Annotated in this window: 21 protein-coding genes and 1 CRISPR repeat array; of the genes, 15 read left to right on the top strand and 6 right to left on the bottom strand. The window is 58.6% G+C overall.

Annotated features, from left to right (window positions below; all coding sequences use genetic code 11):
- Window positions 1–41 precede the first annotated feature (41 nt).
- The 3 genes from ACVWXW_RS03280 to cpdA all read left to right on the top strand — a co-directional run bounded on the left by ACVWXW_RS03280 (window position 42) and on the right by cpdA (window position 2,713).
- Window positions 42–800 carry a PspA/IM30 family protein gene (locus tag ACVWXW_RS03280; protein ID WP_011431800.1) on the top strand — a complete coding sequence of 253 codons (759 nt, stop codon included), beginning with the start codon at window positions 42–44 and terminating at the stop codon, window positions 798–800.
- Between the two features lie 179 nt (window positions 801–979).
- The gene (psbP, locus tag ACVWXW_RS03275) at window positions 980–1,588 is read left to right on the top strand and encodes a photosystem II reaction center PsbP (RefSeq protein WP_457402766.1); all 609 of its coding nucleotides are present in this window, start codon (window positions 980–982) and stop codon (window positions 1,586–1,588) included.
- A 330-nt stretch (window positions 1,589–1,918) separates the two neighbouring features.
- Window positions 1,919–2,713, top strand: coding sequence for a 3',5'-cyclic-AMP phosphodiesterase (cpdA, locus tag ACVWXW_RS03270; protein ID WP_011431802.1), 795 nt, complete (start codon window positions 1,919–1,921; stop codon window positions 2,711–2,713).
- Here the strand turns inward: cpdA and ACVWXW_RS03265 are convergent.
- Both ACVWXW_RS03265 and ACVWXW_RS03260 read right to left on the bottom strand, forming a co-directional pair.
- On the bottom strand, window positions 2,710–3,534 hold the full coding sequence (locus ACVWXW_RS03265; RefSeq protein WP_457402765.1) for an ABC transporter permease: 825 nt from the start codon (window positions 3,532–3,534) through the stop codon (window positions 2,710–2,712). The genes cpdA and ACVWXW_RS03265 overlap by 4 nt on opposite strands.
- Window positions 3,531–4,460: an ABC transporter permease gene (locus ACVWXW_RS03260; protein WP_011431804.1), complete on the bottom strand. Its 930-nt coding sequence runs from the start codon at window positions 4,458–4,460 to the stop codon at window positions 3,531–3,533. Before ACVWXW_RS03260 ends, ACVWXW_RS03265 begins: the two co-directional genes overlap by 4 nt.
- Window positions 4,461–4,589: 129 nt before the next feature.
- Here ACVWXW_RS03260 and ACVWXW_RS03255 point away from each other — a divergent pair, with 129 nt between their 5' ends.
- Window positions 4,590–5,744: a homocysteine biosynthesis protein gene (locus ACVWXW_RS03255; protein ID WP_414329883.1), complete on the top strand. Its 1,155-nt coding sequence runs from the start codon at window positions 4,590–4,592 to the stop codon at window positions 5,742–5,744.
- Window positions 5,745–5,896: 152 nt separating this feature from the next.
- Here the strand turns inward: ACVWXW_RS03255 and csaB are convergent, their stop codons facing one another.
- The 3 genes from csaB to psbU form a co-directional block, all read right to left on the bottom strand.
- Complete coding sequence (gene csaB / locus ACVWXW_RS03250; RefSeq protein ID WP_457402763.1) at window positions 5,897–6,982, bottom strand: polysaccharide pyruvyl transferase CsaB; 1,086 nt, start codon at window positions 6,980–6,982, stop codon at window positions 5,897–5,899.
- 77 nt (window positions 6,983–7,059) lie between these two features.
- Window positions 7,060–7,953, bottom strand: a complete 894-nt coding sequence (locus tag ACVWXW_RS03245; RefSeq protein WP_011431807.1) for a DUF4351 domain-containing protein — start codon at window positions 7,951–7,953, stop codon at window positions 7,060–7,062.
- A 51-nt stretch (window positions 7,954–8,004) separates the two neighbouring features.
- Complete coding sequence (psbU, locus tag ACVWXW_RS03240; RefSeq protein WP_041436072.1) at window positions 8,005–8,373, bottom strand: photosystem II complex extrinsic protein PsbU; 369 nt, start codon at window positions 8,371–8,373, stop codon at window positions 8,005–8,007.
- 193 nt (window positions 8,374–8,566) lie between these two features.
- Between psbU and gcvP the strand changes: the two genes are divergently transcribed.
- From gcvP to ACVWXW_RS03185, 11 genes are all read left to right on the top strand, one after another.
- Window positions 8,567–11,533 (top strand): aminomethyl-transferring glycine dehydrogenase, encoded by a 2,967-nt coding sequence (gcvP, locus tag ACVWXW_RS03235; protein WP_457402762.1) that lies wholly within the window; start codon window positions 8,567–8,569, stop codon window positions 11,531–11,533.
- A gap of 154 nt (window positions 11,534–11,687) precedes the next feature.
- A complete protein-coding gene (locus ACVWXW_RS03230) occupies window positions 11,688–12,251 on the top strand; it encodes a hypothetical protein (RefSeq protein ID WP_414406845.1) in 564 nt (187 codons plus the stop codon).
- A 2-nt stretch (window positions 12,252–12,253) separates the two neighbouring features.
- Complete coding sequence (locus tag ACVWXW_RS03225) at window positions 12,254–12,691, top strand: SRPBCC family protein (RefSeq protein ID WP_457402760.1); 438 nt, start codon at window positions 12,254–12,256, stop codon at window positions 12,689–12,691.
- Window positions 12,692–12,728: 37 nt separating this feature from the next.
- Window positions 12,729–13,310, top strand: coding sequence for a peroxiredoxin family protein (locus ACVWXW_RS03220; RefSeq protein WP_011431812.1), 582 nt, complete (start codon window positions 12,729–12,731; stop codon window positions 13,308–13,310).
- 45 nt (window positions 13,311–13,355) lie between these two features.
- Complete coding sequence (locus ACVWXW_RS03215) at window positions 13,356–13,673, top strand: hypothetical protein (RefSeq protein ID WP_457402757.1); 318 nt, start codon at window positions 13,356–13,358, stop codon at window positions 13,671–13,673.
- A gap of 220 nt (window positions 13,674–13,893) precedes the next feature.
- Window positions 13,894–14,427 (top strand): hypothetical protein, encoded by a 534-nt coding sequence (locus tag ACVWXW_RS03210; protein ID WP_457402756.1) that lies wholly within the window; start codon window positions 13,894–13,896, stop codon window positions 14,425–14,427.
- 275 nt (window positions 14,428–14,702) lie between these two features.
- A CRISPR array of direct repeats spans window positions 14,703–17,304; the repeat unit is 36 nt; unit sequence GTTCCCCCTTCGGGGGGATCCCTAGAAATTGGAAAC.
- A 73-nt stretch (window positions 17,305–17,377) separates the two neighbouring features.
- Entirely contained in the window at window positions 17,378–18,517 is a 1,140-nt protein-coding gene (cfa, locus tag ACVWXW_RS03205; protein ID WP_457402848.1) for a cyclopropane fatty acyl phospholipid synthase, read from the top strand.
- Window positions 18,518–18,614: 97 nt separating this feature from the next.
- Window positions 18,615–19,058, top strand: coding sequence for a SufE family protein (locus ACVWXW_RS03200; protein ID WP_414329195.1), 444 nt, complete (start codon window positions 18,615–18,617; stop codon window positions 19,056–19,058).
- Window positions 19,059–19,071: 13 nt separating this feature from the next.
- Entirely contained in the window at window positions 19,072–20,193 is a 1,122-nt protein-coding gene (locus tag ACVWXW_RS03195) for a metal ABC transporter solute-binding protein, Zn/Mn family (protein ID WP_457402753.1), read from the top strand.
- The gene (locus ACVWXW_RS03190; RefSeq protein ID WP_457402751.1) at window positions 20,190–20,990 is read left to right on the top strand and encodes a metal ABC transporter ATP-binding protein; all 801 of its coding nucleotides are present in this window, start codon (window positions 20,190–20,192) and stop codon (window positions 20,988–20,990) included. Before ACVWXW_RS03195 ends, ACVWXW_RS03190 begins: the two co-directional genes overlap by 4 nt.
- 10 nt (window positions 20,991–21,000) lie before the next feature.
- Window positions 21,001–21,837, top strand: a complete 837-nt coding sequence (locus ACVWXW_RS03185; protein ID WP_457402846.1) for a metal ABC transporter permease — start codon at window positions 21,001–21,003, stop codon at window positions 21,835–21,837.
- On the opposite strand, the gene ACVWXW_RS03180 is transcribed toward ACVWXW_RS03185, so the two are convergent.
- Window positions 21,834–22,601: a hypothetical protein gene (locus ACVWXW_RS03180; RefSeq protein ID WP_457402749.1), complete on the bottom strand. Its 768-nt coding sequence runs from the start codon at window positions 22,599–22,601 to the stop codon at window positions 21,834–21,836. The two genes, ACVWXW_RS03185 and ACVWXW_RS03180, sit on opposite strands and share 4 nt — an antisense overlap.
- Window positions 22,602–22,761 lie beyond the last annotated feature (160 nt).

The raw sequence follows: 22,761 nt of genomic DNA, 5'->3' as shown, positions 1-22,761 counted from the left end.
TTAAATACAGTAGAGGCACGCACAAGCAGGAGGGTCAGGCCATGGGCGCACGCAAGATTATCTACGGCATTTTTGGGCAACGGGCCGGCAGCGTCATCGTCGGAACTTGGAACTGGCTGTGGGGGATCCCGGTGGAGAAAGGCGGCACAGGAGCGGTGATGGTGGCGGAAGAATCCCTACGCACCATGCAGGAGACGGTTCAGCGTCTCACGGAAGCCGTTGCCACCCAAGTGGCTGCCTATCAGCGGGCTGAGCAGAAGTACATGCAAAAGGTGCGGGAGTACCAGGCCCTGGAGAACAAGGCTCGCCTGGCCGCCCAACGAGGCGATCAAGAGGCTGCCCGCCTGGCTATGTCCCAAGCGCTGCAAATTGAGGCCATTCTCGGCCCCCTTAAGGAGAACGTGGAAACTGCCGAGCGCTACGTCAACGCCGCCAAGCAAAAGCTGGCCCGCGAGAAAGAACGACTGGCCGCTTACAAGAGCGAGCTGAGCAACCTCAAAGACATCAACGAGGTGAACCAAGCTCTGGAGCAGATGACCCGCGTCAACAACTCCTACAACATCGACTCGGCCAAGTCCCAATTTGAGGCGGCAAAGAATGCTATCCAGGCTCGCCAGCTCAAATCCCGAGCCATGAGCGAACTCTCGGAAGATCGCAGCGAGCAGATTGCTGCCCAACTGGATGAAATGGCCATGGACGACGAAATCTCCCGCCGCTTGGCAATGCTCACCGGCCAAGGAGGTGCCCAGGCCAACTTGCCGATGCCGGATTTGGATTTCGAGAAGCGGCTCCCTCAATAGCGGCAGTTGCTTCCAAGCTTGGGGATCCCTCGCTTTTCAACCCACGTCGGCAACCCCGCTGCTAAGTTGCAGGGGGAGTTTTCCGTTGGGAATTGACGGTCAACGGGCTAGAGGGAGTGCGCTCGTACTAGGATGATAAAGGAACAATAGGCAACCCATCTGAGGAGAGGATCCCAGCAATGTCAGCAGCACGAGGCGCGCATTCTGCCCGATCAGGCCTGTGGCCCACTTACGCAACCAGCCTGTGGCTGTCTAGGGCGTTGTTGCTGCTCTGTGTTTGCCTCAGCTTGGTGGTTTGTGCCTGTTCCGCGGGCTCTAACCTGCGGGCCTACAGGGATCCCAGCGGAGCCTTTGCTTTTGCCTACCCCAACGGCATGGTGGCGGTCAATCTTGGGCCGGGGAAAGGGCCGGTGGTTCTCCTGCGCGACCTGGTGTACGAGACCGAGAACGTCAGCTTGATGATCGCCCCATTTGACAAAGGGGAGACGATTGCCGATCTGGGCAGCCCGGCTGAGGTGGGGCAGTTGGTGGCGGAGAAGATCATTGCTCCTGAGGGATCCGGTCGCTCGGCCAAGCTGTTGGCTGCCGAAGCCTTTGAGCGGCAGGAGCACCCCTATTACCTGCTGGAATACCAAACCGATATGGGATCCCAGCTTCGTCATGAGGTGGTGACGGTAACCGTTCGGCACCATCGCCTCTACACGCTGACAGCCTCTACCCAAGAATCCCGCTGGCCTCAGGTGCAAGCTGCCTTTAGGAACGTGGGCCGCTCTCTGAATGTTTCCTAAAGCTTTTCCTGAGAGGATTTTCTCAAGGGATTGAACCGGGTTGACGGACTTGGGTAGGTTAAGGTTGAGCCCTTTAGGGCTGAGTTATGGTCATTTTAGGTTGGGGGCGAGACGCCTGGGCTACTGAGAAAAGCCTTGTGGTTCTGGGGATTATTGCTCCGCAACGCTGACGCGAAGACGCGACCAACGTTTTGGGTGTGGGTGCAGTGTCCTAGCTTGAATCGAAATGACCCTACCTACGGGTTCCAGCCGGGCCATCTGGTGTTAAAACGTAAAACGGTAGTGTTTTAAACCTGCGGAGATGGGATCCCACCCTCTTGGGCCTGCTCTATGACCGTATACGTGGTTCAGATCAGCGACCTGCATCTGTTTGCCAAGCCCCATCACCGGCTGCTGGGGGTGGACACGGAAGCCTCTTTCCTGCAGGTGCAAAAGGCCATTGCCGCTCTGGATCCCTTGCCGGATCTGCTGCTGCTTACCGGAGATCTCTCTCAAGATGGCAGTGCGGCATCTTACGCCCGTTTGAGAGCCCATTTGCAGGCTCTCCCCATCGATACTTACTGGTTGGCAGGCAACCACGATCGCCTGCACACCATGAACCAAGAGCTCCACGCCGAGCGGCTATTTGGGGACAAGAGCTTCAGCCGGGAAAATTGGAGCTTTATTTTGTTGAACTCCCTCGTGCCCGGCAAAGATAGCGGTTACCTGACGGAGCGCACGCTGCTGTGGCTGAGACAGGAATTGCAGCGGAGCAAAGCTGCCCAACACCATGTTTTGTTGGCCCTGCACCATCCCCCTTTTTCGGTGGATTCTGCCTGGCTAGATCAAAGTGCCCTGCAGCAGCCGGAGCGGTTGTTTGGGGTTCTGGACGAGTTCGACCACATCCGCCTCGTTGTATTCGGCCATATTCACCAAGACCTGCACCGCCGGCGGGAGGGGGTTGATTACCTGGCTTGTCCCTCAACCTGTGTGCAATTTCGTCCCAAGAGCCCTCAGTTTGGCCTGGAGGTGATTCCCCCTGCCCTGAGGCAGATATGGCTGGAGCGAGATGGCAGCTTCAAAACTCAGGTTCAACGGGTGGGAGCTGCTCTGCAACGGCCCAACCTGGCCCTGAAGGGATATTAGCTCTCTTCCTCTTGAGCCTCTGCGGGGGGTAGCCCGATGGCCTGCCCCAAGCAAACGCTGGCCCCCAGCAAGGCCAACCACCCCGGCACCACTGACAGGAGGGCCACCACGGCCACCAAGGTGTTGTTTCCCCCTTGCAAAAGGCTGTAGAGCAGCATCGGCAGCGTGAGAACCCGCCCACCGCCGACAAAGAAGGTGAGCAAAAATTCGTTCCAGGAGATCAAAAAGGCAAATACCGCCCCAATGGCTGCCCCAGGGGCAATGAGGGGCAACGTTACCTGCCACCACACCTGCCAGGGATCCGCCCCCAAACAGCGGGCCTGCGCCTCGTAGCCGCGGTCGAAACGGGCGAACACACTGCCCATCACCAGAGCCATGTAGGGAATGGTGGGGATCAGATGCACCAGCACCACCCCCAGCAGGGCACCGTCTAGCCGCAGGCGAATCAGCACCCCTTGGATCCCCATCAGCACAGCCAGAGGAGAGGTGATGACGGGCAACAGCAACAGCAGGCGCAGCCAAGCGGGCACAGGATGGGTGCCCAAAACTCGTCCCGCCGGGATCCCCACCCCCAGGGCCAGCAGGGTGGTGAACAGGGCAATTTGCAAGCTCTGGCCGAAGGCTGCCCGGAACTGGGATCCCCAGCTCAGCAGTTGCTGCCAACCGGCTATGCTCCATGCCCGGGGCAGGGCATCGGGAAAATACCAGGCCCGCGTGAAGGCCCAAAGGGCCAGCACCCCAAAGGGCAAAGCCCAAAGGAGGGCCACTCCGGCCACCCCAAGGCGGAGCAGGGATCCCCCAATCCATCTGCGTCCTTTCACGGCTTTCTCCAAGGACTCCGTCCCGCTGAGCCAAACGGCAGCTGCAGAAAGGATACTCTGGCTGCAAACAGCCCTCCGATTAGGCTGACCACCGCTGCCGAGACAGCCAGCAGGATGATCCCCAGCGCCACCGCCTGCTGCCGCTGCTCCAGGTTGATGTGGGTGAAGCGCTGGTAGATCAGAACGGGCAAGGTGCGCGGGTAGGTGGGCCCTAAGAGCAAGGGAACCTCAAAGGCGCTGAAGACAAAGCCGAAGATGAGAATCCCGGTGGCCAGCAGCCCCGGCCTCAGCAAGGGCAGCGTTACATACCAAAACGTCTGGGCGGCAGAAGCCCCCAACAGACGAGCCTGTTGCTCCAGCTCGGATCCCATCCCGCGCAGCAGCGTCAGCGCCACCAGAGCGGCAAACGGGATCTCCTTCCAAAGCCAATAGAGCAACACCCCCACATAGCCGCGGTCGTTCACCCACAAGGGAAAATCCTGATCCGAGGCAATCCAGCCCAGTTGGAAGGCCAGCCGCGCCAGCCAACCGCTGGGCCCCAGCAGCAGCAGCATCCCCGCCACCCCCACCAAATGAGGAATCGGCAGCGTCAACTGGCCAAGCCAGATGGCCCACCCCCCCACCCCCCGCAACAGCAGCGCCAGCCCCAGCCCCAAAAGCAGCGCCAACCCCGTTGCCAACAGAGCGATTCTGAGGCTGAGCAACAGGGATCCCCCGACTTCCGCATCCCGCAGCAGCTCCCCATACCCCTGCAGGGTAAACCCCCTCTCGCCCAGGCCGTAGAGGCCCACACTCTGGGCCAGAGCCAGCAGCAGCCCCCCGCCGTAGAGCAGGCCCACCAACCCCAACGCCGGCAAAAGCGGCCCATACTGCCGGATCCCCTTAAGCCCCACCGGCCCAGATCCCCGTCCATTTAAGCTATTCATTGAGCCAGTCCCAAGAGCTGCCTCACGAGAGAATTCAAGATGGGAGCGGATCCCTCGACGATCAAGCGATCAAGACTGCCTAGTGCTCCACACCGCCAACGCGACCAACCATTGCGATCTTTACATCCCATGGAGAGAACCCTAGACCAGATTAACCAACGCATTGCCAAAGGCCAGGTGCGGGTGTGGACGGCCCTGGAAGCCAAAGCCAAGCTGGCCACCTTGGGGATCCAGGAAGCCTTTGAGCAGGTGGATGTGATCACCACCGGCACCTTTGAGCCAATGGAGTCTTCAGGAGCCATTGTGAACCTGGGCCATACGGATCCGCCCATCAAGATTCGCCAAGCTTGGCTGAACGGGGTACCGGCCTATGCCGGATTTGGCGCGGTGGATCTTTACCTGGGGGCAGCCCAACCCAGCGAGCAAGCGGATCAAGCCTATGGGGGCGGCCATGTCATTGCCGACCTGGTGGCGGGCAAGCGCGTCCATTTGCGGGCCATCGGCCAAGTGACCGATTGTTACCCCCGCGCCGACTACGAGACCACCCTGACTCGGGATCAGCTCAACCAGTTTTACCTGTTCAACCCCCGCAATGCCTACCAAAACTTCATCGTCGGGGTGAACGGCGGGGATCGGCCTTTGTACACCTACTTGGGTCTGTTGGAACCGCATCTGGGCAATGCCGTCTATTCCAACCCGGGAGAGCTATCCCCCTTGTTGAACGATCCCCTGTTGCGCCGGGTGGGGATCGGCAGCCGCATCTTTTTGGGGGGCGGCATCGGCTACGTCGCCTGGGAGGGTACCCAGCACTTTCCATTGCAAAAGCGATTGCCCAACCAAACTCCCATCGGCCCGGCGGCCACCCTGGCCCTGATTGGAGATGCCAAGCAAATGCAGGCGGAATGGGTGAGGGGCTGCTACTTCCGCAACTACGGTCCCAGCTTGATGTTGGGGGTCGGGATCCCCATCCCCATCCTCGCTCCTGCGGATTTGGAGGCCATTGCCATTCGGGATGAGGAGTTGGTTGCCCCCGTGATTGACTTTTCCATTCCCCGCCGGGTGCGGCCCACCTTTGGCTTAGTGAGCTATGCCCAACTCAAATCTGGCCAGATCACCCTCAATGGCCGCAAGATTCGCACCGCTCCCCTGGCCAGCTTGCGCCGCTCCATACAAATTGCCGAAATCCTCAAGCAGTGGATAGAAAGCGGCCAATTTACCCTCACCCAACCTGTCGCCCCCCTGCCCCTGGATCGGGAGTTTCTCCCCCAAAACCCTCTCAGGTGACGTCCTCCCCTCAATGAATTGGGGGCCTCCTCAAGCGGATGCACGCAGCGCTTTGGTTGGGGACACCGTGCCTCCCTACTTTTGGGGTAAAGCGGCTCTCCAGAAGAACCGCTACCGGAATTCGCTGGCAGCAACTTCTCCAGGCAACCCCATCAACCCCACTTCAGGTGCTGTCTCAACAACTGAGCGTGCTGAGCCGATTGCCTCGCCCACAGGTCAGCTTGGGCAGGGCTGAGAGCTAGGCCCTCTGAGTAGCAGGCCAGCCAAGCTTGGTGTAAGGCTTCAGGATCGGTGGGCATCTCCTGCAGATCCCAGCCAGGCATGCCCAATTCCTGGAGCAGCGTTTTCACCTTGGGATCGTAGCTGAGACCAAAACAGGCGCAGCCCTCTGCCGCCGCCATCACCAATCCGTGGTAGCGCATGGTGATCGCCAGCCTGACACCCCGAAAGACTCCTTTCAATAGACAGGGATCCCGAATTTCCAGCACTTGGCTACGGTGGGGTAGGCGCTGCTGAAGCTGCTGAGCCAAGTGGTAGTCTGGCCCAAGGTCAGGGGATCCGGGAGGAGCCAGCTGAAAGGGCACGAAGAGAAGGTATGCCCCCGTGGAAGCCTGGAGACGCTGTAAACCCTGGCTCAAAGCTTCTAGACAGGCTCCAGTCAGTTGCGGATGCGGACGCAAGACCACAGCAATACGGGGCTGAGGCCACATTTCCCATTCCGGCAAGGTTTTGGACGGCAAACTCCAGACGGGATCCGGAGCCACCTGGTGAGGGATCCCCCACTCTTGCAGCCATTGGGAGGCAACCCCATCCCGCACACTGATGGCCGTGCAACCTGCCAACGAGCGACGGGCTAGTGCGCGAATCCACCCCCGCTGCAGCGGCCCGATCCCTTGGGCCCAGGCAACGGTTCTTAGCCCCCATCGCTGGGCTAGGCCCATCACCCCCAGGTAGTAGAGAGGGCTGCGCCAACTGGTGCGATCCTGCAGCAGGCCACCTCCACCCCAGATGAAAGCCTGGGCCTCCTGGAGACAGCGCCGTAAAGCCAAACTGTTGAAGCGCGGATAGGCCAGCACCCCATAGGTGGCAGCCGTTTCGGCAGGGCGACGGGAGAGCACCACCGGCTGTACGGGGCTGGGCAACTGCTCTAGCTCTCGTAAGAGAGCCAGCAACAACGCCTCATCGCCGGCATTGCCGTAGCCGTAGTAGCCACAGATCAAAACCTGTGGCCGTTTCATCGAGTCCATCTGAGTAACAGGGATCCTAACTCACCCACAGAGTCCTGTGAGGTTGGAAAAGGCCGCGACGGCAAACCCTAGTTGGATGATGACTCCCTGAGCCATTGGATCAAATCGGCCAGGGTTTGGAAGTCCAACAGCGCTTCCGCCAAAGCCTCCAGTTGCTCGGTAGGTAAGAGGCGGATGGTTTCAGACAGGTCTTCCGGCAAAGATCCCAGCTTGCGCCGCAGTTGACTCAGAGTCAGTCGAGCTGCTTCTTGCTGCAGACCTTGCTGCAGACCTTGTTGCAGACCTTGCTCTAGGCCTTGTTTCAGGCCCTCCTCTCGCCCTTCTTTGAGGGCTTCTGCCCGCCACATCTGATAGATGGTCGATTCCCGCACAGCCAGACCTCCCAGTACCCTGCTAATTTCCTCTGGCGTCCATGTTAATCCTGCCAAAACAGCAGTGGCCGCTTTCACCTCTTGCCGTAGTTTTGGATCCTCTATCTCTGCTATTGCTCTGGCCACTTGGCGGAGTCGCGGCTCCGGGTTTTCCGGATCTGCCAACACGGCTAAAGGCAGGAGTCCTGGATATTGAGATAGCACCTCCGGATCTTGTTCCCACAGGCGCAAGACCTCAAAGCGATGGGACAGGGATCCCCGTTGAAAAGAAGTCTGGTACACCCGTTCTGACTGGGTTTTTCTTAGGTAGATGACAATCTGCCGCACCTCCTGGTCGGGATAGCGACGGAACAGGCGCAGGCAGTAGTCGGCCATGCGCAAGGGAATGTCGGGATCCGGATCGGTTTGAAACTCCAGATGCAAAATCAGGTTTTGGGCCCGCAGCAGGATAAGAGAGTCCGCTCGGATGGGCTCGGTGGACAGCTCCGTCGGCTGTAGCTGAGCCAAGGAAACAGGGGATCCCAGCAGCCACCGGGCAAAGGACTCGGGGAACCATTCCACCAAGTACTTGCAGACGTTATCGTAGGCCACAGGATCCCTTTCCTACAAAAGCCGATTCTCCCGATGGCCCCTCTGCCGAGATCAGCCGTAGTACCCTTGGTTGATGCGGTTTTCCAGTTGGTTAGCCCCTTCCTGATACTCGCCAAACACGAAGTTCTCGGCGTTGGCTTTGATCAGGGCCTTTTGCTGCTCTGTCAGGCCTGAGATCTGCAACATGTCTTCCAGGCTCTTGTAGGGGGCATTTTTCACCAGGATGCGAGCTAGGGTGGGATAGAAGCCGGGCAGTTGGCGGTAGTTGCGCAAGATGGTGTTGTTCACGTCAATCGGAGTGTCCAAGTGCTTTACCGGGGGAAGCTCTGCGGCCCTGGCCACAACAGGGATCCCCAAAGGAGCGAAGCACAGACAGAGCACTAACACCACACGAACCAAGATGGACAGCAGCCAGCGCATAGCATCACTTCTCCAAGCAGAATCCAAAAGGCTCATCTGTATAGGTTGCTAACATTCTCCGACCATCTAGTGTCTCATCCCCTCCACCCCGAATCGAAGGCCAAGACAGGATTTGGATCCCGACAGAAACAATTTTTAACAACTATGATCAGGAGACAGTCTTTCTTGCTCTCCCTTTCTCGGCTATCGCACCATGTCCGACTTGGCCCTTCTCCACTCGACTCGACTTGACCCCCCCAGCCGGGATCCATCTCCAGGGATCCCAGAACCCACCCCTTCTCCGGAGCTGGAGTTGCTGGAGCAGACCGAACTCTTTCTCAGGCGGCACATTGGGCCGGATGCCCGGCAAATCGGGCAGATGTTGCAAGTGTTAGGGCTGAGTTCGCTGCGGGAGCTGGTGGAAAAAGCGGTGCCGCCGGCCATTCGCAGCAGCCGGCCTTTGCAATTGGGATCCCCTTGCCCTGAGCAGCAGGTGTTGGCGGAACTGCAGGCAATGGCGGCCCAGAACCAGGTGTGGCGCTCCTTTTTGGGCATGGGCTATTCCAACACCCTGACGCCACCGGTGATTCAGCGCAACATCCTGGAAAACCCTGCCTGGTACACCCCCTACACCCCCTACCAAGCTGAGATTGCCCAGGGACGGTTGGAAGCCCTGCTCAACTTCCAGACGATGGTGATCGACCTGACGGGGATGGAGATCGCCAATGCTTCCCTGCTGGACGAAGCCACGGCAGCCGCAGAAGCCATGGCTCTTGCCTACACCTTGGCGGGCAAGGGATCCCCAGTTTTCTGGGTGGATCGGGGCTGTCATCCCCAGACGATTGCAGTGGTGCAGACGCGGGCGGAACCATTGGGAATCCAGGTGCGCATAGCCGATCCAACAGAACTCTCCCTGGAAAAGGGCTTTGGATTACTCCTGCAGTATCCCAGCACCTATGGGGAAATCCGGGACTACCGGCAGTTGGTGGAGCAGGCTCACCAAAAGGGGATGGTGGTGGCGGTGGCTGCCGACCTGCTCAGCTTGACCCTATTGCAACCGCCGGGAGAGTGGGGAGCGGACATCGTGGTGGGATCCACCCAGCGCTTCGGCGTGCCTTTGGGCTATGGCGGCCCCCATGCGGCTTACTTCGCCACCCGCGAGGCCCACAAGCGGCTGCTGCCAGGACGGCTGGTGGGGATTTCTCAGGATGCTCAAGGCAAGCCAGCCCTGCGCTTGGCGTTGCAGACCCGCGAGCAGCACATACGGCGGGACAAGGCCACCAGCAACATCTGCACTGCCCAGGTGCTTTTGGCGGTGATGGCTTCTATGTATGCCGTCTACCACGGCCCCCGCGGCTTGCGACACATAGCCGAGCGCATCCACCGCCAGGCCCATCACTTGGCCACTGGGATCTGCCAGTTGGGTTATGAGGTGGGGCCCGAGCATTTCTTCGATACCTTCTGGGTCAAGGTAGCTTCTCCAGAGCAGGTGCAGGCGATCCAGGCCGGCGCTGCCCAGCGACAGATCAACCTCCGCCAGATCGATGACCGGACGCTGGGGATCAGCTTGGATGAGGCCACCACCACTCAGGATCTGCGGGATCTGTGGGAGATCTTTGCCGGAACCCTTCCCCGCAGCGGAGCGGAGTCCTTACCGCCAGCTTGGGATCCCGACAGCCCAGAGCTGGACTTGGGCCAGAGCCTGCCGCCCCAGCTCCTGCGCACCACCCCCTACCTCACCCATCCGGTCTTTAACCGTTACCACTCGGAAACTGAGCTGCTGCGCTATATCCACCGCCTGCAAAGCCGGGATCTGGCTCTCACCCATTCCATGATCCCCTTGGGCTCTTGCACCATGAAGCTGAATGCCACGGTGGAGATGATGCCGGTCACCTGGCCGGAGTTTGCCCAGCTCCATCCTTTTGTGCCCCTAGAGCAGGCCCGTGGCTATCAAGCCCTTTTTGCCCAGTTGGAAAAGATGCTGGCGGAGATCACCGGTTTTGCCGGAGTTTCTCTGCAGCCCAATGCCGGATCTCAGGGGGAATATGCCGGCCTGTTGGCTATCCGCCGCTACCACCAAGCCAGAGGGGAAAGCCGGCGGCAGGTGTGCTTGATCCCCACCTCGGCCCACGGAACCAACCCGGCCAGCGCCGTGATGGCGGGGATGCAGGTGGTGAGCGTAGCTTGTGATGAAGCCGGCAATATCGACATTGAGGATCTGCGGGCCAAGGTGGAGCAGCACGGGGAGCGGCTGGCCGCCTTGATGATCACCTACCCTTCTACCCACGGTGTGTTTGAGGAAGGGATCCGCGAGATTTGCCAGATAATCCACGAGGCGGGGGGACAGGTGTACATGGATGGGGCCAACCTCAACGCTCAGGTGGGCCTCTGCCGTCCTGCCGAGCTGGGGGCCGATGTCTGCCACCTCAACCTGCACAAGACCTTCTGCATTCCCCATGGGGGAGGTGGGCCGGGGGTAGGGCCCATTGCCGTGGCCCGCCACCTTGTGCCCTATTTGCCTGGCCATCCTGTTTTGCTCGGCTGTAACGGCCCCGTCAGCGCTGCCCCGTGGGGCAGTGCCAGCATTTTGCCCATCTCCTGGGCCTACATTCGCCTTATGGGATCCGCCGGCCTCACCCTGGCCAGCCAAGTGGCCATCCTCAACGCCAACTACATCGCCAAGCGGTTGGATCCCTACTACCCAGTGCTCTACAAGGGGCCGGGGGGGTGGGTGGCCCACGAGTGTATTTTGGATTTGCGCCCCCTGAAAAAAAGCGCCGGCATCGAGGTGGAAGATGTGGCCAAGCGCCTGATGGACTATGGCTTCCACGCCCCCACCATCTCCTGGCCGGTGCCGGGGACAATGATGGTGGAGCCCACCGAGAGCGAATCTCTGGAGGAGCTAGATCGCTTCTGCGAGGCGATGATTGCCATCCGCCAGGAGATTGCCGCCATTGAGCGAGGCGAGATGGATCCGGTGCGCAATCCCCTCAAGCTGGCCCCCCACACCGCCGAGGTGGTGGCTGCCGACCACTGGGATCGCCCCTATCCTCGCTCGCTGGCCGCCTACCCGCTCCCTTGGGTCAAGGCCCACAAGTTCTGGCCCAGCGTCAGCCGCATCGACAACGCCTACGGGGATCGCCACCTGGTGTGCAGTTGTCAGCCCTGGCTCGACGAATGATGGCTGCTCTGGAACTTGGCCCAGAAAGGAAGATTGGTTGTATCCAAAGGCGGGATCCACTATAACCAGTCAGGGATCCCTGGCCAACGGATGAGAAAAACGGATGAGAAAAAATCCCCGTCTTGAGCGGTTCACGTCAGTGGGGCCAGGTTCTTTGCCTATTCTTACTCGGCTAACCCTGGGGCTGTTGGCGGGATCCCTCGTGGCCTGCCGCAAGATGCCTGATCCGGTTGCTCAAGAAGTGGATCAGGATCCCGTGCGGCGTCACATCGGCAAAGATGGCACGCATTTTGAGGCTTCCCTGGGGGATACCCGCGCCCTTCCCCCTCAGTTTCCCCCTCACTTGCAGTTGCCCAACGCTTCCATCATCTCTTCGGGACAGATTCGGGATCGAGAGGGGGGCCTTGCTTCCCTGATCTTGCAGACCTCTCAGCCTCTGGAGGCGATTGCCGCCTACTACCGCCGCACCCTGTGGGGCCGGGGCTGGGACATCCTCTCGGACATCGAGCAGGCCAACGGGATCCGCACCTTGGTGTTCGAGTCTCCCCCCCACCCCAAAAAGCCTCTCCAACAGGCGGTGGTGCAAGTGGGATCCCCTCGTCGCGGGCCGGATCAGGTGGAATATCGCGATATCTTGATTTTGCTGAGCACCGTATCCCCCTCTGCCACGGCAGAAGACCTCTCTGCGGCCAAGCTCGCTCCCCCAACTTCCCCCTGAGGATGCCCATCTATACCCAGTCGATTCCGATTGCGGCCAGCGTGGCCCAGGTGGATCGCTGCCTCACCGACCTGGAGTTGATGAAGCGCTGGCTCAACCCGCTGTTGGGCTGCGAGGCGGTGGGATCCCCTCTGGCGGAATTGGGCAGCCGCTACCGCTTTTTCCTTCGCTTGCCGTTTGTATCCCCCAGCTTGGATTGCGTGATTACAGAGCGGGCAGAAGGCTTGGTGCAGTGGCAGTTTGAGGGGTTTTTTGAAGGAACCGACCGCTGGGAGTGCCATCCCCAGCCGGGGGGTACCCTTCTAGTCAATTGCTTCAACTTCCGCATCCCCAGTCCCTGGGTGGCGGCAGGGTTTTACCTGTTGGCAGCAGGGCCGACCCAGCAGGATATGCGGGCCCAGCTCCGACGGCTGAAGGCGGTGGCCGAGGCTTTGGGTTAGGCTGGTGGCAAGTAGTAAAGAAACGTAAAAAACTGCAATGACCAGCAACAGCGGACTGTTTAACCGTCGCTTTGCCGACAACTTCATCCCCCAACCAGCCAACACTTCTCTGGAAATCGGCCAGATTGCCCCCGATTTTGAGCTGCCGCGCGTGCAAGGGGATCCCGTGCGGCTATCGGACTACCGCGGCCAAAAGCCGGTGGTTCTGGCTTTTACTCGTATCTTCACCGAAAAGCTTTTTTGCCCTTTTTGCTACCCCCACATCCAAGAGCTGAAAGCCCGCTACGGCGAGATCCAAGCCTTGGGGGCCGAGCTGCTGATGGTCACCAGCACCGATCCGGTTCAAAGCCAGCAGATTCAAGCAGACCTGCAGCTGCCTTACCCGCTGCTGGTGGATCCCGAGTGCAAAACCTTCCGCCTCTATGGGGTTGGCCAAGCTTTGGGAGCACCCCTGCCGGCCCAGTTCGTTGTGGATCGGGAGGGCAAACTGCGCTTCAAGCATGTTTTCTCCTTTGCCCAGCCCAATGCCGATACCGATGAGGTGCTGCGGGTGTTGCGGGAGGGGCTGCAAACCGGCTGGGATGGAACCCGTAGGGTGGCCCCTATCCCCTTTTTCTAGGGATCGGGCTTCTCTGCCATTGGACTTCCAGGGAGAGAGACTGCGATGTTTGCCCGTCTGGCCCAGAGTGGGGCGCGTCAGGCCGAGATCCTGGAGGTGGTTTTGCGCCACGGTTGGGACTACATGCGCCGCTTGCTCTCTTTTGGCAAGGCTGGGGAACCCCAACTGCCCCCCCCAATGGTGCTGCGCAACATTTTGGTGGATCTGGGGCCGGTCTATGTCAAGCTGGGCCAACTGCTGAGCACCCGTCCGGACCTGTTGCCGCGAGAGTACATCGAGGCCCTCAGCACTTTGCAGGCCGACGTACCTGATACATTTACGCTGAACATTGCTGAACATCACTGTTCAACTATGCAGCGATAGCATTCTGTTTGTTTCCAACCAGAATGGCGGTATCCCGCAAAGCTTTGAGTAGAATACCCAAAGCGCAGTTTCCGTGTCGTCTTACTACCAATTTTCTGCTTTGCTTTGGCTACCATGTTGGCAGACTCGAAAGTAAACAGAAAGATCAACTGGTAGTAATCCGTACTGAGCATATTATACATTATTTTCAGTATAGTTGAGCTTATTATTGACTAGAGTCATGCTCTTTTCTGAGATCCTGCAGGCGGCCCGGCGCAACCAGATCCGCATTCCCGGCAATTTGGGCCTCTGTGCCAAGGCGCTGGCCAATTTGGAAGGGATCGCCCGCCAGCTCACCCCCGACTACAACCTGCCGGAGCAGCTTCGCCCCCTGATGGCGGATGTGTTTCGGGCGCAATTGCTGGGGGAGGCCCCTCTGCCTTCGCTGCTGCGCACGGCTTTGGATTTGAAAAATCTCTCTCTGCAATCGCCGCGCCAGATGGAGCTGCTGCTCAGCCGCATCACGTCGGAAACCCAGCGCTGGAACTTGACCATCCAAGAGCTGGACGGGATCCGCAGCAGCCTGGATCAGTCGGCCAACCGCCTCTCCTACAGCATTGTGGTCGGCTCTCTAATCGTCGGGGCCGCCATCATCTCGGCTCAGACGCAGCGGTTTCAGGTCTTTGGGCTGAGCGAACTCCTGTTCGGGGCGGCCAGCCTGTTGGGGCTGTGGCTTGTCATCAGCATCCTGCGCTCCGGTCGCCTGCGCGGCTAGATTGGCTGTTGGCTCATCAGTGGACTCAGGGCCCTACTGCCCTTGTCTGGATCTCGATGTTTCCAAAAGAACACCAAAACGGTATCAACGCCTCCGCGAGCGATCCGCCAAAAGCCGCAAAGGCCGATTCTTTCGTTCGATCCCTCGACGCCTTGCGCCACAAGGCTTTCCGGCCCCAAAACCCCCTCGCCAAAACTCTTTTTGCCGACTTTTTTCCGGATCCCTCGCAAATGGGCCTTGCATTCCTTGCCCTGCTTGGGTTTAATAGGGGTGGAGTTCCCCCTTCGGGGGGATCCCTAGAAATTGGAAACTCTGATTGATGGCGTTATTGCACCCAAGCAAGTAAAGTTCCCCCTTCGGGGGGATCCCTAGAAATTGGAAACACAATTTAGTTTCCATGATTAACCTCCAAGGCAGGGAAGTTCCCCCTTCGGGGGGATCCCTAGAAATTGGAAACGTCGACACCCGAGGTCGATTTTTTAACTTTTTAAAGGTTCCCCCTTCGGGGGGATCCCTAGAAATTGGAAACTATGAACCTGGGTGCCTTGTTGGGGGAGGTTATTCAAGTTCCCCCTTCGGGGGGATCCCTAGAAATTGGAAACACACCCTACATTGGCGGGTGGTTAATCCTAGAGGATCGTTCCCCCTTCGGGGGGATCCCTAGAAATTGGAAACAGTTTCCTGGAGAACGTATAAACGTATCCAGGTTCAAGTTCCCCCTTCGGGGGGATCCCTAGAAATTGGAAACCGTGGCCTCACAGAAGCACGAAGTCGAGCTGACAATCAGTTCCCCCTTCGGGGGGATCCCTAGAAATTGGAAACTGCACATTCATCTATCAATAAGACCCGCTTTCCTCCTGTTCCCCCTTCGGGGGGATCCCTAGAAATTGGAAACTTAAAGCTTCTTGATACCGTCGAATAGCTTCTGGATCGTTCCCCCTTCGGGGGGATCCCTAGAAATTGGAAACAAATCGACATGCAGAACCCCGGGAAAGACGAATCCCATGTTCCCCCTTCGGGGGGATCCCTAGAAATTGGAAACAGCTATGTAAGTGCTGGTTCATTCTAAAATAAAAGGGTTCCCCCTTCGGGGGGATCCCTAGAAATTGGAAACTTCTACGAAGGGGCTGAACAACGTTACGTTGTGGTGTTCCCCCTTCGGGGGGATCCCTAGAAATTGGAAACTTGAACATCCAGGGGCCCAGTAGTTTGATCATCATGTTCCCCCTTCGGGGGGATCCCTAGAAATTGGAAACCCCTCCGTCCTCTGACGGATGTGGTGAGGGAGGTCATGTTCCCCCTTCGGGGGGATCCCTAGAAATTGGAAACGCTTATCTACTGCCCAAAGTTGAGCTGCACTAGTGGTCGTTCCCCCTTCGGGGGGATCCCTAGAAATTGGAAACACCTAGAACAGAACTGCATGCCCCTCAAAACGCGGAGGTTCCCCCTTCGGGGGGATCCCTAGAAATTGGAAACAGCAGGTTATTGTGATTCACCTGCTGAGATAGGAGGTGTTCCCCCTTCGGGGGGATCCCTAGAAATTGGAAACTTGCTATTGCTAGCTCTAAGTTATCCCTATCCTTGAGATGTTCCCCCTTCGGGGGGATCCCTAGAAATTGGAAACTTCAATCTCTAGTGGATGATCAGGATTTACTTATTGTTCCCCCTTCGGGGGGATCCCTAGAAATTGGAAACACCGCAGGAATTCACCTTGTCGGATTACTTCCACGCAGTTCCCCCTTCGGGGGGATCCCTAGAAATTGGAAACAGTAATGAACTGGATGATCACCACAACTTGAATTCCGTTCCCCCTTCGGGGGGATCCCTAGAAATTGGAAACCGCAATGGTTGGGTGGTGTTGGAAGAAAGTCACGAGTTCCCCCTTCGGGGGGATCCCTAGAAATTGGAAACACTTGGAATCCCTCGTAGATAGTCGAGAATGGCGCATGTTCCCCCTTCGGGGGGATCCCTAGAAATTGGAAACTTTCAGGAGCGTTGCCCAGTGTGACCCCAACTTGGGGTTCCCCCTTCGGGGGGATCCCTAGAAATTGGAAACTATTACAAGTATGGACAACGGCTAGTCAACCTCTTCCAGGTTCCCCCTTCGGGGGGATCCCTAGAAATTGGAAACCGTCTCGGTATTGATGTTCCCGATTTAAATGTTGTTGTTCCCCCTTCGGGGGGATCCCTAGAAATTGGAAACTTTAAAGTGCAACTTGCTAAATACTCTCCGAAATTCGAAGTTCCCCCTTCGGGGGGATCCCTAGAAATTGGAAACAGGATTCTATGTTGATTCGCTACTATGCTTATCAAATGTTCCCCCTTCGGGGGGATCCCTAGAAATTGGAAACCAGTAAAGCAGATACTCATCTACATCCCGGAAGGTAGTTCCCCCTTCGGGGGGATCCCTAGAAATTGGAAACATGCGTTGTATCTTCGTAATCGAAGATAGAAATAATTGAAGTTCCCCCTTCGGGGGGATCCCTAGAAATTGGAAACACCAGTTGATCACCCAGTGCCCCTTGCCCCAGTAGATCGTTCCCCCTTCGGGGGGATTCCTAGAAATTGGAAACTTCGAACGCGCACCGCAGCATCACCTGGCCTCCGCAAGGGTTCCCCCTTCGGGGGGATCCCTAGAAATTGGAAACGCATATCTGTAGGATAATCTGCTACATCACGATAAACTGTTCCCCCTTCGGGGGGATCCCTAGAAATTGGAAACGCCAATACGAACCCGCTCCTATTTCTCTTGTTACCCACACGTTCCCCCTTCGGGGGGATCCCTAGAAATTGGAAACTGTTAAGCTTCTTGGCCTTTGCGGCAGCGTTCTTGCGAACCTTGTTCCCCCTTCGGGGGGATCCCTAGAAATTGGAAACAACTTGTTGGATCCCTTGCCACCTTGGGGTGTATTTGTTGAGTCAGTTTCCCTGCAGTGAGGGATCCCTAGGGATGGGGAAAGGACTCAACAGCTTGCGCTGGCTGGCGCGTCAGTATGCGCTTCGAGTTCTGGATGCTGCCGGTATAACCCTCAATGGCTCACAGCCCTGGGATATTCAAGTTCACGACGAGCGGCTCTACCTGCGCTGCCTGCTCTATGGATCCCTGGGCTTTGGCGAGGCCTACATGGAGGGCTGGTGGGATTGCGAGGCCATTGATGAGTTAGTTTGTCGTCTCCTAACTGCCCAGGCACCGCAGCAGGTGGGTTGGCTAATTCAGCCCCTACTTGGGCTGGACAGTCGCCTCATCAACCGCCAGCGGGGCAAGGGGGCATTCGTCATTGGCCAGCGCCACTACGACATTGGCAACGATCTCTATGAGGCCATGCTGGATCGCCGCATGATCTACAGCTGTGCCTATTGGGATGGGGGCGCGCAAACTCTGGATGAAGCCCAAGAAGCTAAGCTTGACCTCATTGCCCGCAAGCTGGAACTCCAACCCGGCATGCGGGTGCTCGACATCGGCTGTGGCTGGGGCGGCACAGCCCAGTACCTGGCCGAACGCTACGGGGTGCAGGTTGTGGGGATTACTGTTTCCAAAGAGCAAGCCAAACTGGCCAGCGAACGCTGCCGCGGCCTGCCGGTCGAGATTCGGTTAGAAGACTATCGCCAGACCCAGGGAAAGTTTGATCGCATCCTTTCTGTCGGCATGTTTGAACATGTTGGCTACCGAAACTACCGAACGTTTATGCAGGTAGCCCGCCGCTTGTTGAACGACAATGGCTTGTTTCTTCTGCACACCATCGGCAGCAACGTGGCCTACCAGGGGCGGGATCCCTGGATTGAGCGCTACATTTTCCCCAACTCGATGCTGCCCTCGCCTCATCTGATTACTGCAGCCTTTGAGGGCTTATTTGTGCTGGAAGACTGGCACAATTTTGGGATCAATTACGTGGCCACCTTAAAAGCCTGGCACGCCAATTTTGAGCAGGCATGGCCAAAATTAGCCGACCGCTACGATGAGCGCTTTCGCCGCATGTGGCGGCTCTATCTCCTGATGAGTGCCGGTAGCTTCAAGGCCCGGGCCAGCCAACTTTGGCAACTGGTCCTCTCACCACGGGGAGTAAGTGGCGGCTATCGCTCGCTTCGGTAACGACAGTCCCAAAAGTTTGCAGGTGCCCCTGCGCCCTCGCTGAGTGGGGGTGTTATGATGAGTTTGATTATCATTCTCACTCTAGACAAGCTGAGGGATGCCCGCAGCTCTGCAGCAAATTGTCAATCGCTTCCAGAAGGCCAAGACCTCGCGGCAGAAGTATGAGCTTCTCCTAGCCTATGCCAAGCGCCTGCCACCCTTTCCCGAAGCGGAGAGGAAGGAGGAGAACCTAGTCAGAGGTTGCGCTTCGCGGGTGTGGCTGGCCACCGAGTTTAGGGAGGGCAAGGTCTACATCCAAGGGGATGCCGATGCTCAGTTGGTCAAGGGTTTGGTGGCCATTGTGGTGGAGGGGCTAAGTGGCCTAGCGCCGGAAGAGATTTTGGGGGTTTCCCCAGAGTTTGTGCGGGAGATGGGCCTCAATTTCAGCCTTAGCCCTTCCAGGAGCAACGGTCTGGTGAGCATGTTTTCGATGCTGCGGCAGAGGGCCTTGGCTTTTGGGAAGTCAGTTGCTTCCAGCTCTGCTGTCTCTGTTGTCTTGTGAGGTATTCAGGCTCATGACTGATCAAGCTAACTCTATCCGTTCGGCTCGACCGGTGCGATCGCTGGTATCTCTGGTGGCCGCCCTCTCGGTCGGGATCCTGGGAGGCCTGCAGATGCGCCAAGAAGAGTCCCGGGCCCAGCAGGGATCCAGCCCCCCAAAGGTGGTGACCACGATTTTGCCGATAACGCAATTTACCCGTGCTGTGGCCGGGGATCGGGCAGAAGTCACGCCACTCCTTCCCCCTCAGATGGGGCCCCACGACTTTCAGGCTCGACCTGAGGAGGTTCGTTTGCTGGCTCAGGCGGATGTGTTGGTAATCAATGGGCTGGGAATGGAAACTTTCCTGGAGGGGTTGATCGCCAATGCCGCAAATCCCCAATTGCTGACCATCGACAGCAGCGAAGGGATCCCAACTTTGCGGGCTGAGGAGCCAGAGCATGGGCACTCCCACGGTCACGGCCATGGACACTCTCATGGACACAGTCACGGCCATTCTCACGGGCATGGCCATGGCCACTCTCATGGGCACAGCCACGGCGAGTTTAACCCCCACATTTGGCTGGATCCCAGGCGGGCCATTCAGCAGGTGGAAAATATTCGTGATGGCCTCATCTCTGTAGATCCGGCGGGGGCAGAGATCTACCAGGCCAATGCGGCTGCTTTTATCGAGAAGCTCAAGGCTTTGGATGAGGAGATCGAGCAGCGCTTGGCTCCCTTTGCCGGCAGAAAGTTTGTAGTTTTCCACAACTTTGCCCCCTACTTTGCCGAGCGCTACAACCTCAAAGCCGAGTTCTTGGTGGAGATCCCTGAAGCCAGCCCCTCCCCCGAAGATGTGCGGCGGGTGATGGAGACGGTGCGGGAGTCGGGCCTGAAGACCATCTTGGTGGAACCTCAGGTGGGAGACAACAACCCCTTCCAGATCTTGGCCAGGGATTTGGGGGTGGAAGTGCGGGTTTTCGATCCCATCGAGACTGCCGGCCCTGAGGGGATCGAGCCGGAATATTACCTGACCATCCTGCGGCAAAACGTGGAGAACCTGGTCTCCGCCTTTGAGAAGGAGACGGCCTTCCTGCCCCTGCAATTGCCGCTGCTGGGCCAAGCTGCCCTCGAACACCTGCTGGCGAGGGGGCGGTGATCTCCTGCTCCGGCGAGGTTGTCCTGCGCGTCGAGGGGCTGACGGTCTATCGGGGATCCCAGTTGGCGGTGCAAAATGTGTCGTTTGAGCTGAGGGCGGGATCCCATACGGCCATTGTCGGCCCCAATGGAGCTGGCAAAAGTACCTTGGTGCAGGCCATCTTGGGGATCCTGCCGCGGCAGTGCGGCTCGGTTTGGATTCTGGGAGAGCCGGTGTGCCTGTCCGGTTATTTGCCCCCCTCGGTGCGGCAGCAGGTGGCTTACGTGCCCCAACGTTTTCAGTTCAATCCTGGGATCCCCATGGTGGTGGAGGAGTTTGTGGCTTTGGGTTGGGGGGCATTGCAACCCTGTTGGCCTTGGCAGCAGCGCTCTGCTCGGCAGCAGGCGGTGAAAGAGGCGTTGGAACGGGTCGGCGCATCCCACCTGTCCTCTAAGGCTTTGGGCCAGCTCAGCGGCGGGGAGCTGAAACGGGTGCTGTTGGCCTATTGCTTGGCTTGGCCGCGGCGGTTGCTTATCCTCGACGAGGCACCGGCAGGCTTAGATACGCTCAGCGAGGGGGAGTTTTACCGGCTCTTGGAAGAGCTGCGCCAATCTCTGGGCTGGGCCATTTTGCAGATCTCCCATGATCTGGAAATGGTGTCTTGCTATTGCGACCGCGTGCTGTGCCTCAACCAATCCCTCATCTGCCAGGGATCCCCCCAGGTGGCTTTGGCACCAGAAGTGCTGAGCCGGGTTTATGGGCCTGTTCGCGACAGCGGTGCGGAGCACCATTTTGTCCGCTACATCCACCGTCACTGAGGGGAAGGCGATGTTGGAGGGCTGGGTGCGGGTAGTGGAGCTGTTGCAGTTGCCCTTTATGCAGCGGGCCATGCTGGGTGGGATCCTCACCGGCATGACAGGTGGGCTGCTGGGCAGTTTTGTTATTCTGCGGCAACTGTCGTTTTTTAGCGATGCCCTGGGGCATTCGGCTCTGCTGGGGATTGTTTTGGGAGTGCTGCTGGGGCTGAATCCCACCGTGGTGTTGATGGTGTTTGGGGTGGGATTTGCTTTGGGCGTCACCTTTGTCTTGGAGCGCACTCAACTGTCGGCGGATGCGGTGCTGAACATCATCTACTCTTCCTCTTTGGCGCTGGCCGTTATCGCCCTCAGCTTGCTGCCCGGCTATCGGGGCAACCTCAACCAGTTGTTGTTTGGGGAGATTTTGGGGATCAGCCCGGCAGCCCTGTGGACGAGCGGGATCCTCTTGCTGATCAGCTCGGCCTATGTGGGATTGACTTTGCCCTCCCAAATGTTGCTGACCCTGGATGAGCCGCTGGCGCGGGCGCGGGGGGTTCAGGTGGGCTGGCAGAAGCTGGCTTTTGTGGTGTTGCTGGCTTTGGTGGTGGCCCTGGCGATTCGCTCGGTGGGGGTGTTGCTGGTGAGCGCTTTTGTGGTCATCCCAGCCTCGACGGCAAGGCTTTTGGGATCCCGGTTCACGACTTATGTGATGCTGGCCATAGGCATTGGGGGACTGAGCGCGGTGTTGGGGATGATCGCCTCGGCAACCTTCAACCTGCCCTCCGGCCCCAGCATTGTCGCCACCCAGTTGCTGTTCTTCCTGCTGGCCATGGGATGGCGGGGAGCGCAAAAGATCCTGAGAACTTAGAACAGCTTGCGTTCGCTTTCGGGAAAGACTTGCCCGATCAAGGTGGGCTGCTCGTAGACGCGCTTGAGGGTGTTGAGATCCCGCTTGGTAATGTTGGGCACCCGCAACACCCGCCGATTGCCGGTAGCCGCCGCATGGTGTCCGCCATACATCAGATCCCGCAGGTTCGGGCTATGGCCCCACAACCCCAGCCCATGCCCGATCTCGTGTCGGGCCACCGCCGTTATTTCGGCCAACCCCTGTCCTTCTGCAATGACGATGCGCACCCGCTGCTGCAAAGAGCCATCGGAGGCGAAGAAAAACTCCGGGCGGGCCGCCCCAGCCACCCCGCCGCCAATAGGAGGAACGCGGTAAATGCTCATCCCGTAGAAAGCCTCCTCCTCTTTGGCCACCACCTTGAGCGGGATGTAGGCCGACCACTCCTTCACCGCTTGCTCCACGGAGGCCTTCCACTGGGGGTGATCCCCTTGGATGTAGATAGGGACGGGATAGAAGGCCCACTGGGCATAGGCTCCACCTGGCAAAAGCGGCTCGATTTCCTCAAAGTAGTCTCCCACCGCCTTGTCGTAGGCGTAGCGATCCAGGCCGGGGGGGAGTTTGAGCCGCATCGGCTGCGGCAGTTCTCCGGCTTGAGTTTGAGCCTGGGCTTGCAGGGCTTCAATGCCAAAAAAGTGGGGAACCAGCAGGGATCCCCTGCCCCCCACTGCCAGGACGAGGAGCATCGTCCAGCCGAGGATGCAAAGCTGTAGAATGCGCCGCCGCATCAAAGCCGCCCTTTCGCCCTTGTCTTTCTACAAGGTTAGTGGCTCAGAAAGCAAGTGTCGTTCGTTTGACATCCTCCCCGGCCTTTAGGCCGGAGATTCCTACCACGCTGCGCATGGATGGCTCCTTGCGCAGTCGTCTCGGCGGGTTCCTGCTTCCGAC

Source organism: Thermostichus sp. MS-CIW-30, assembly GCF_054058015.1.
Note: the sequence above shows the minus strand (reverse complement) of the source record. Positions and strands in the feature narration are given on the sequence as shown.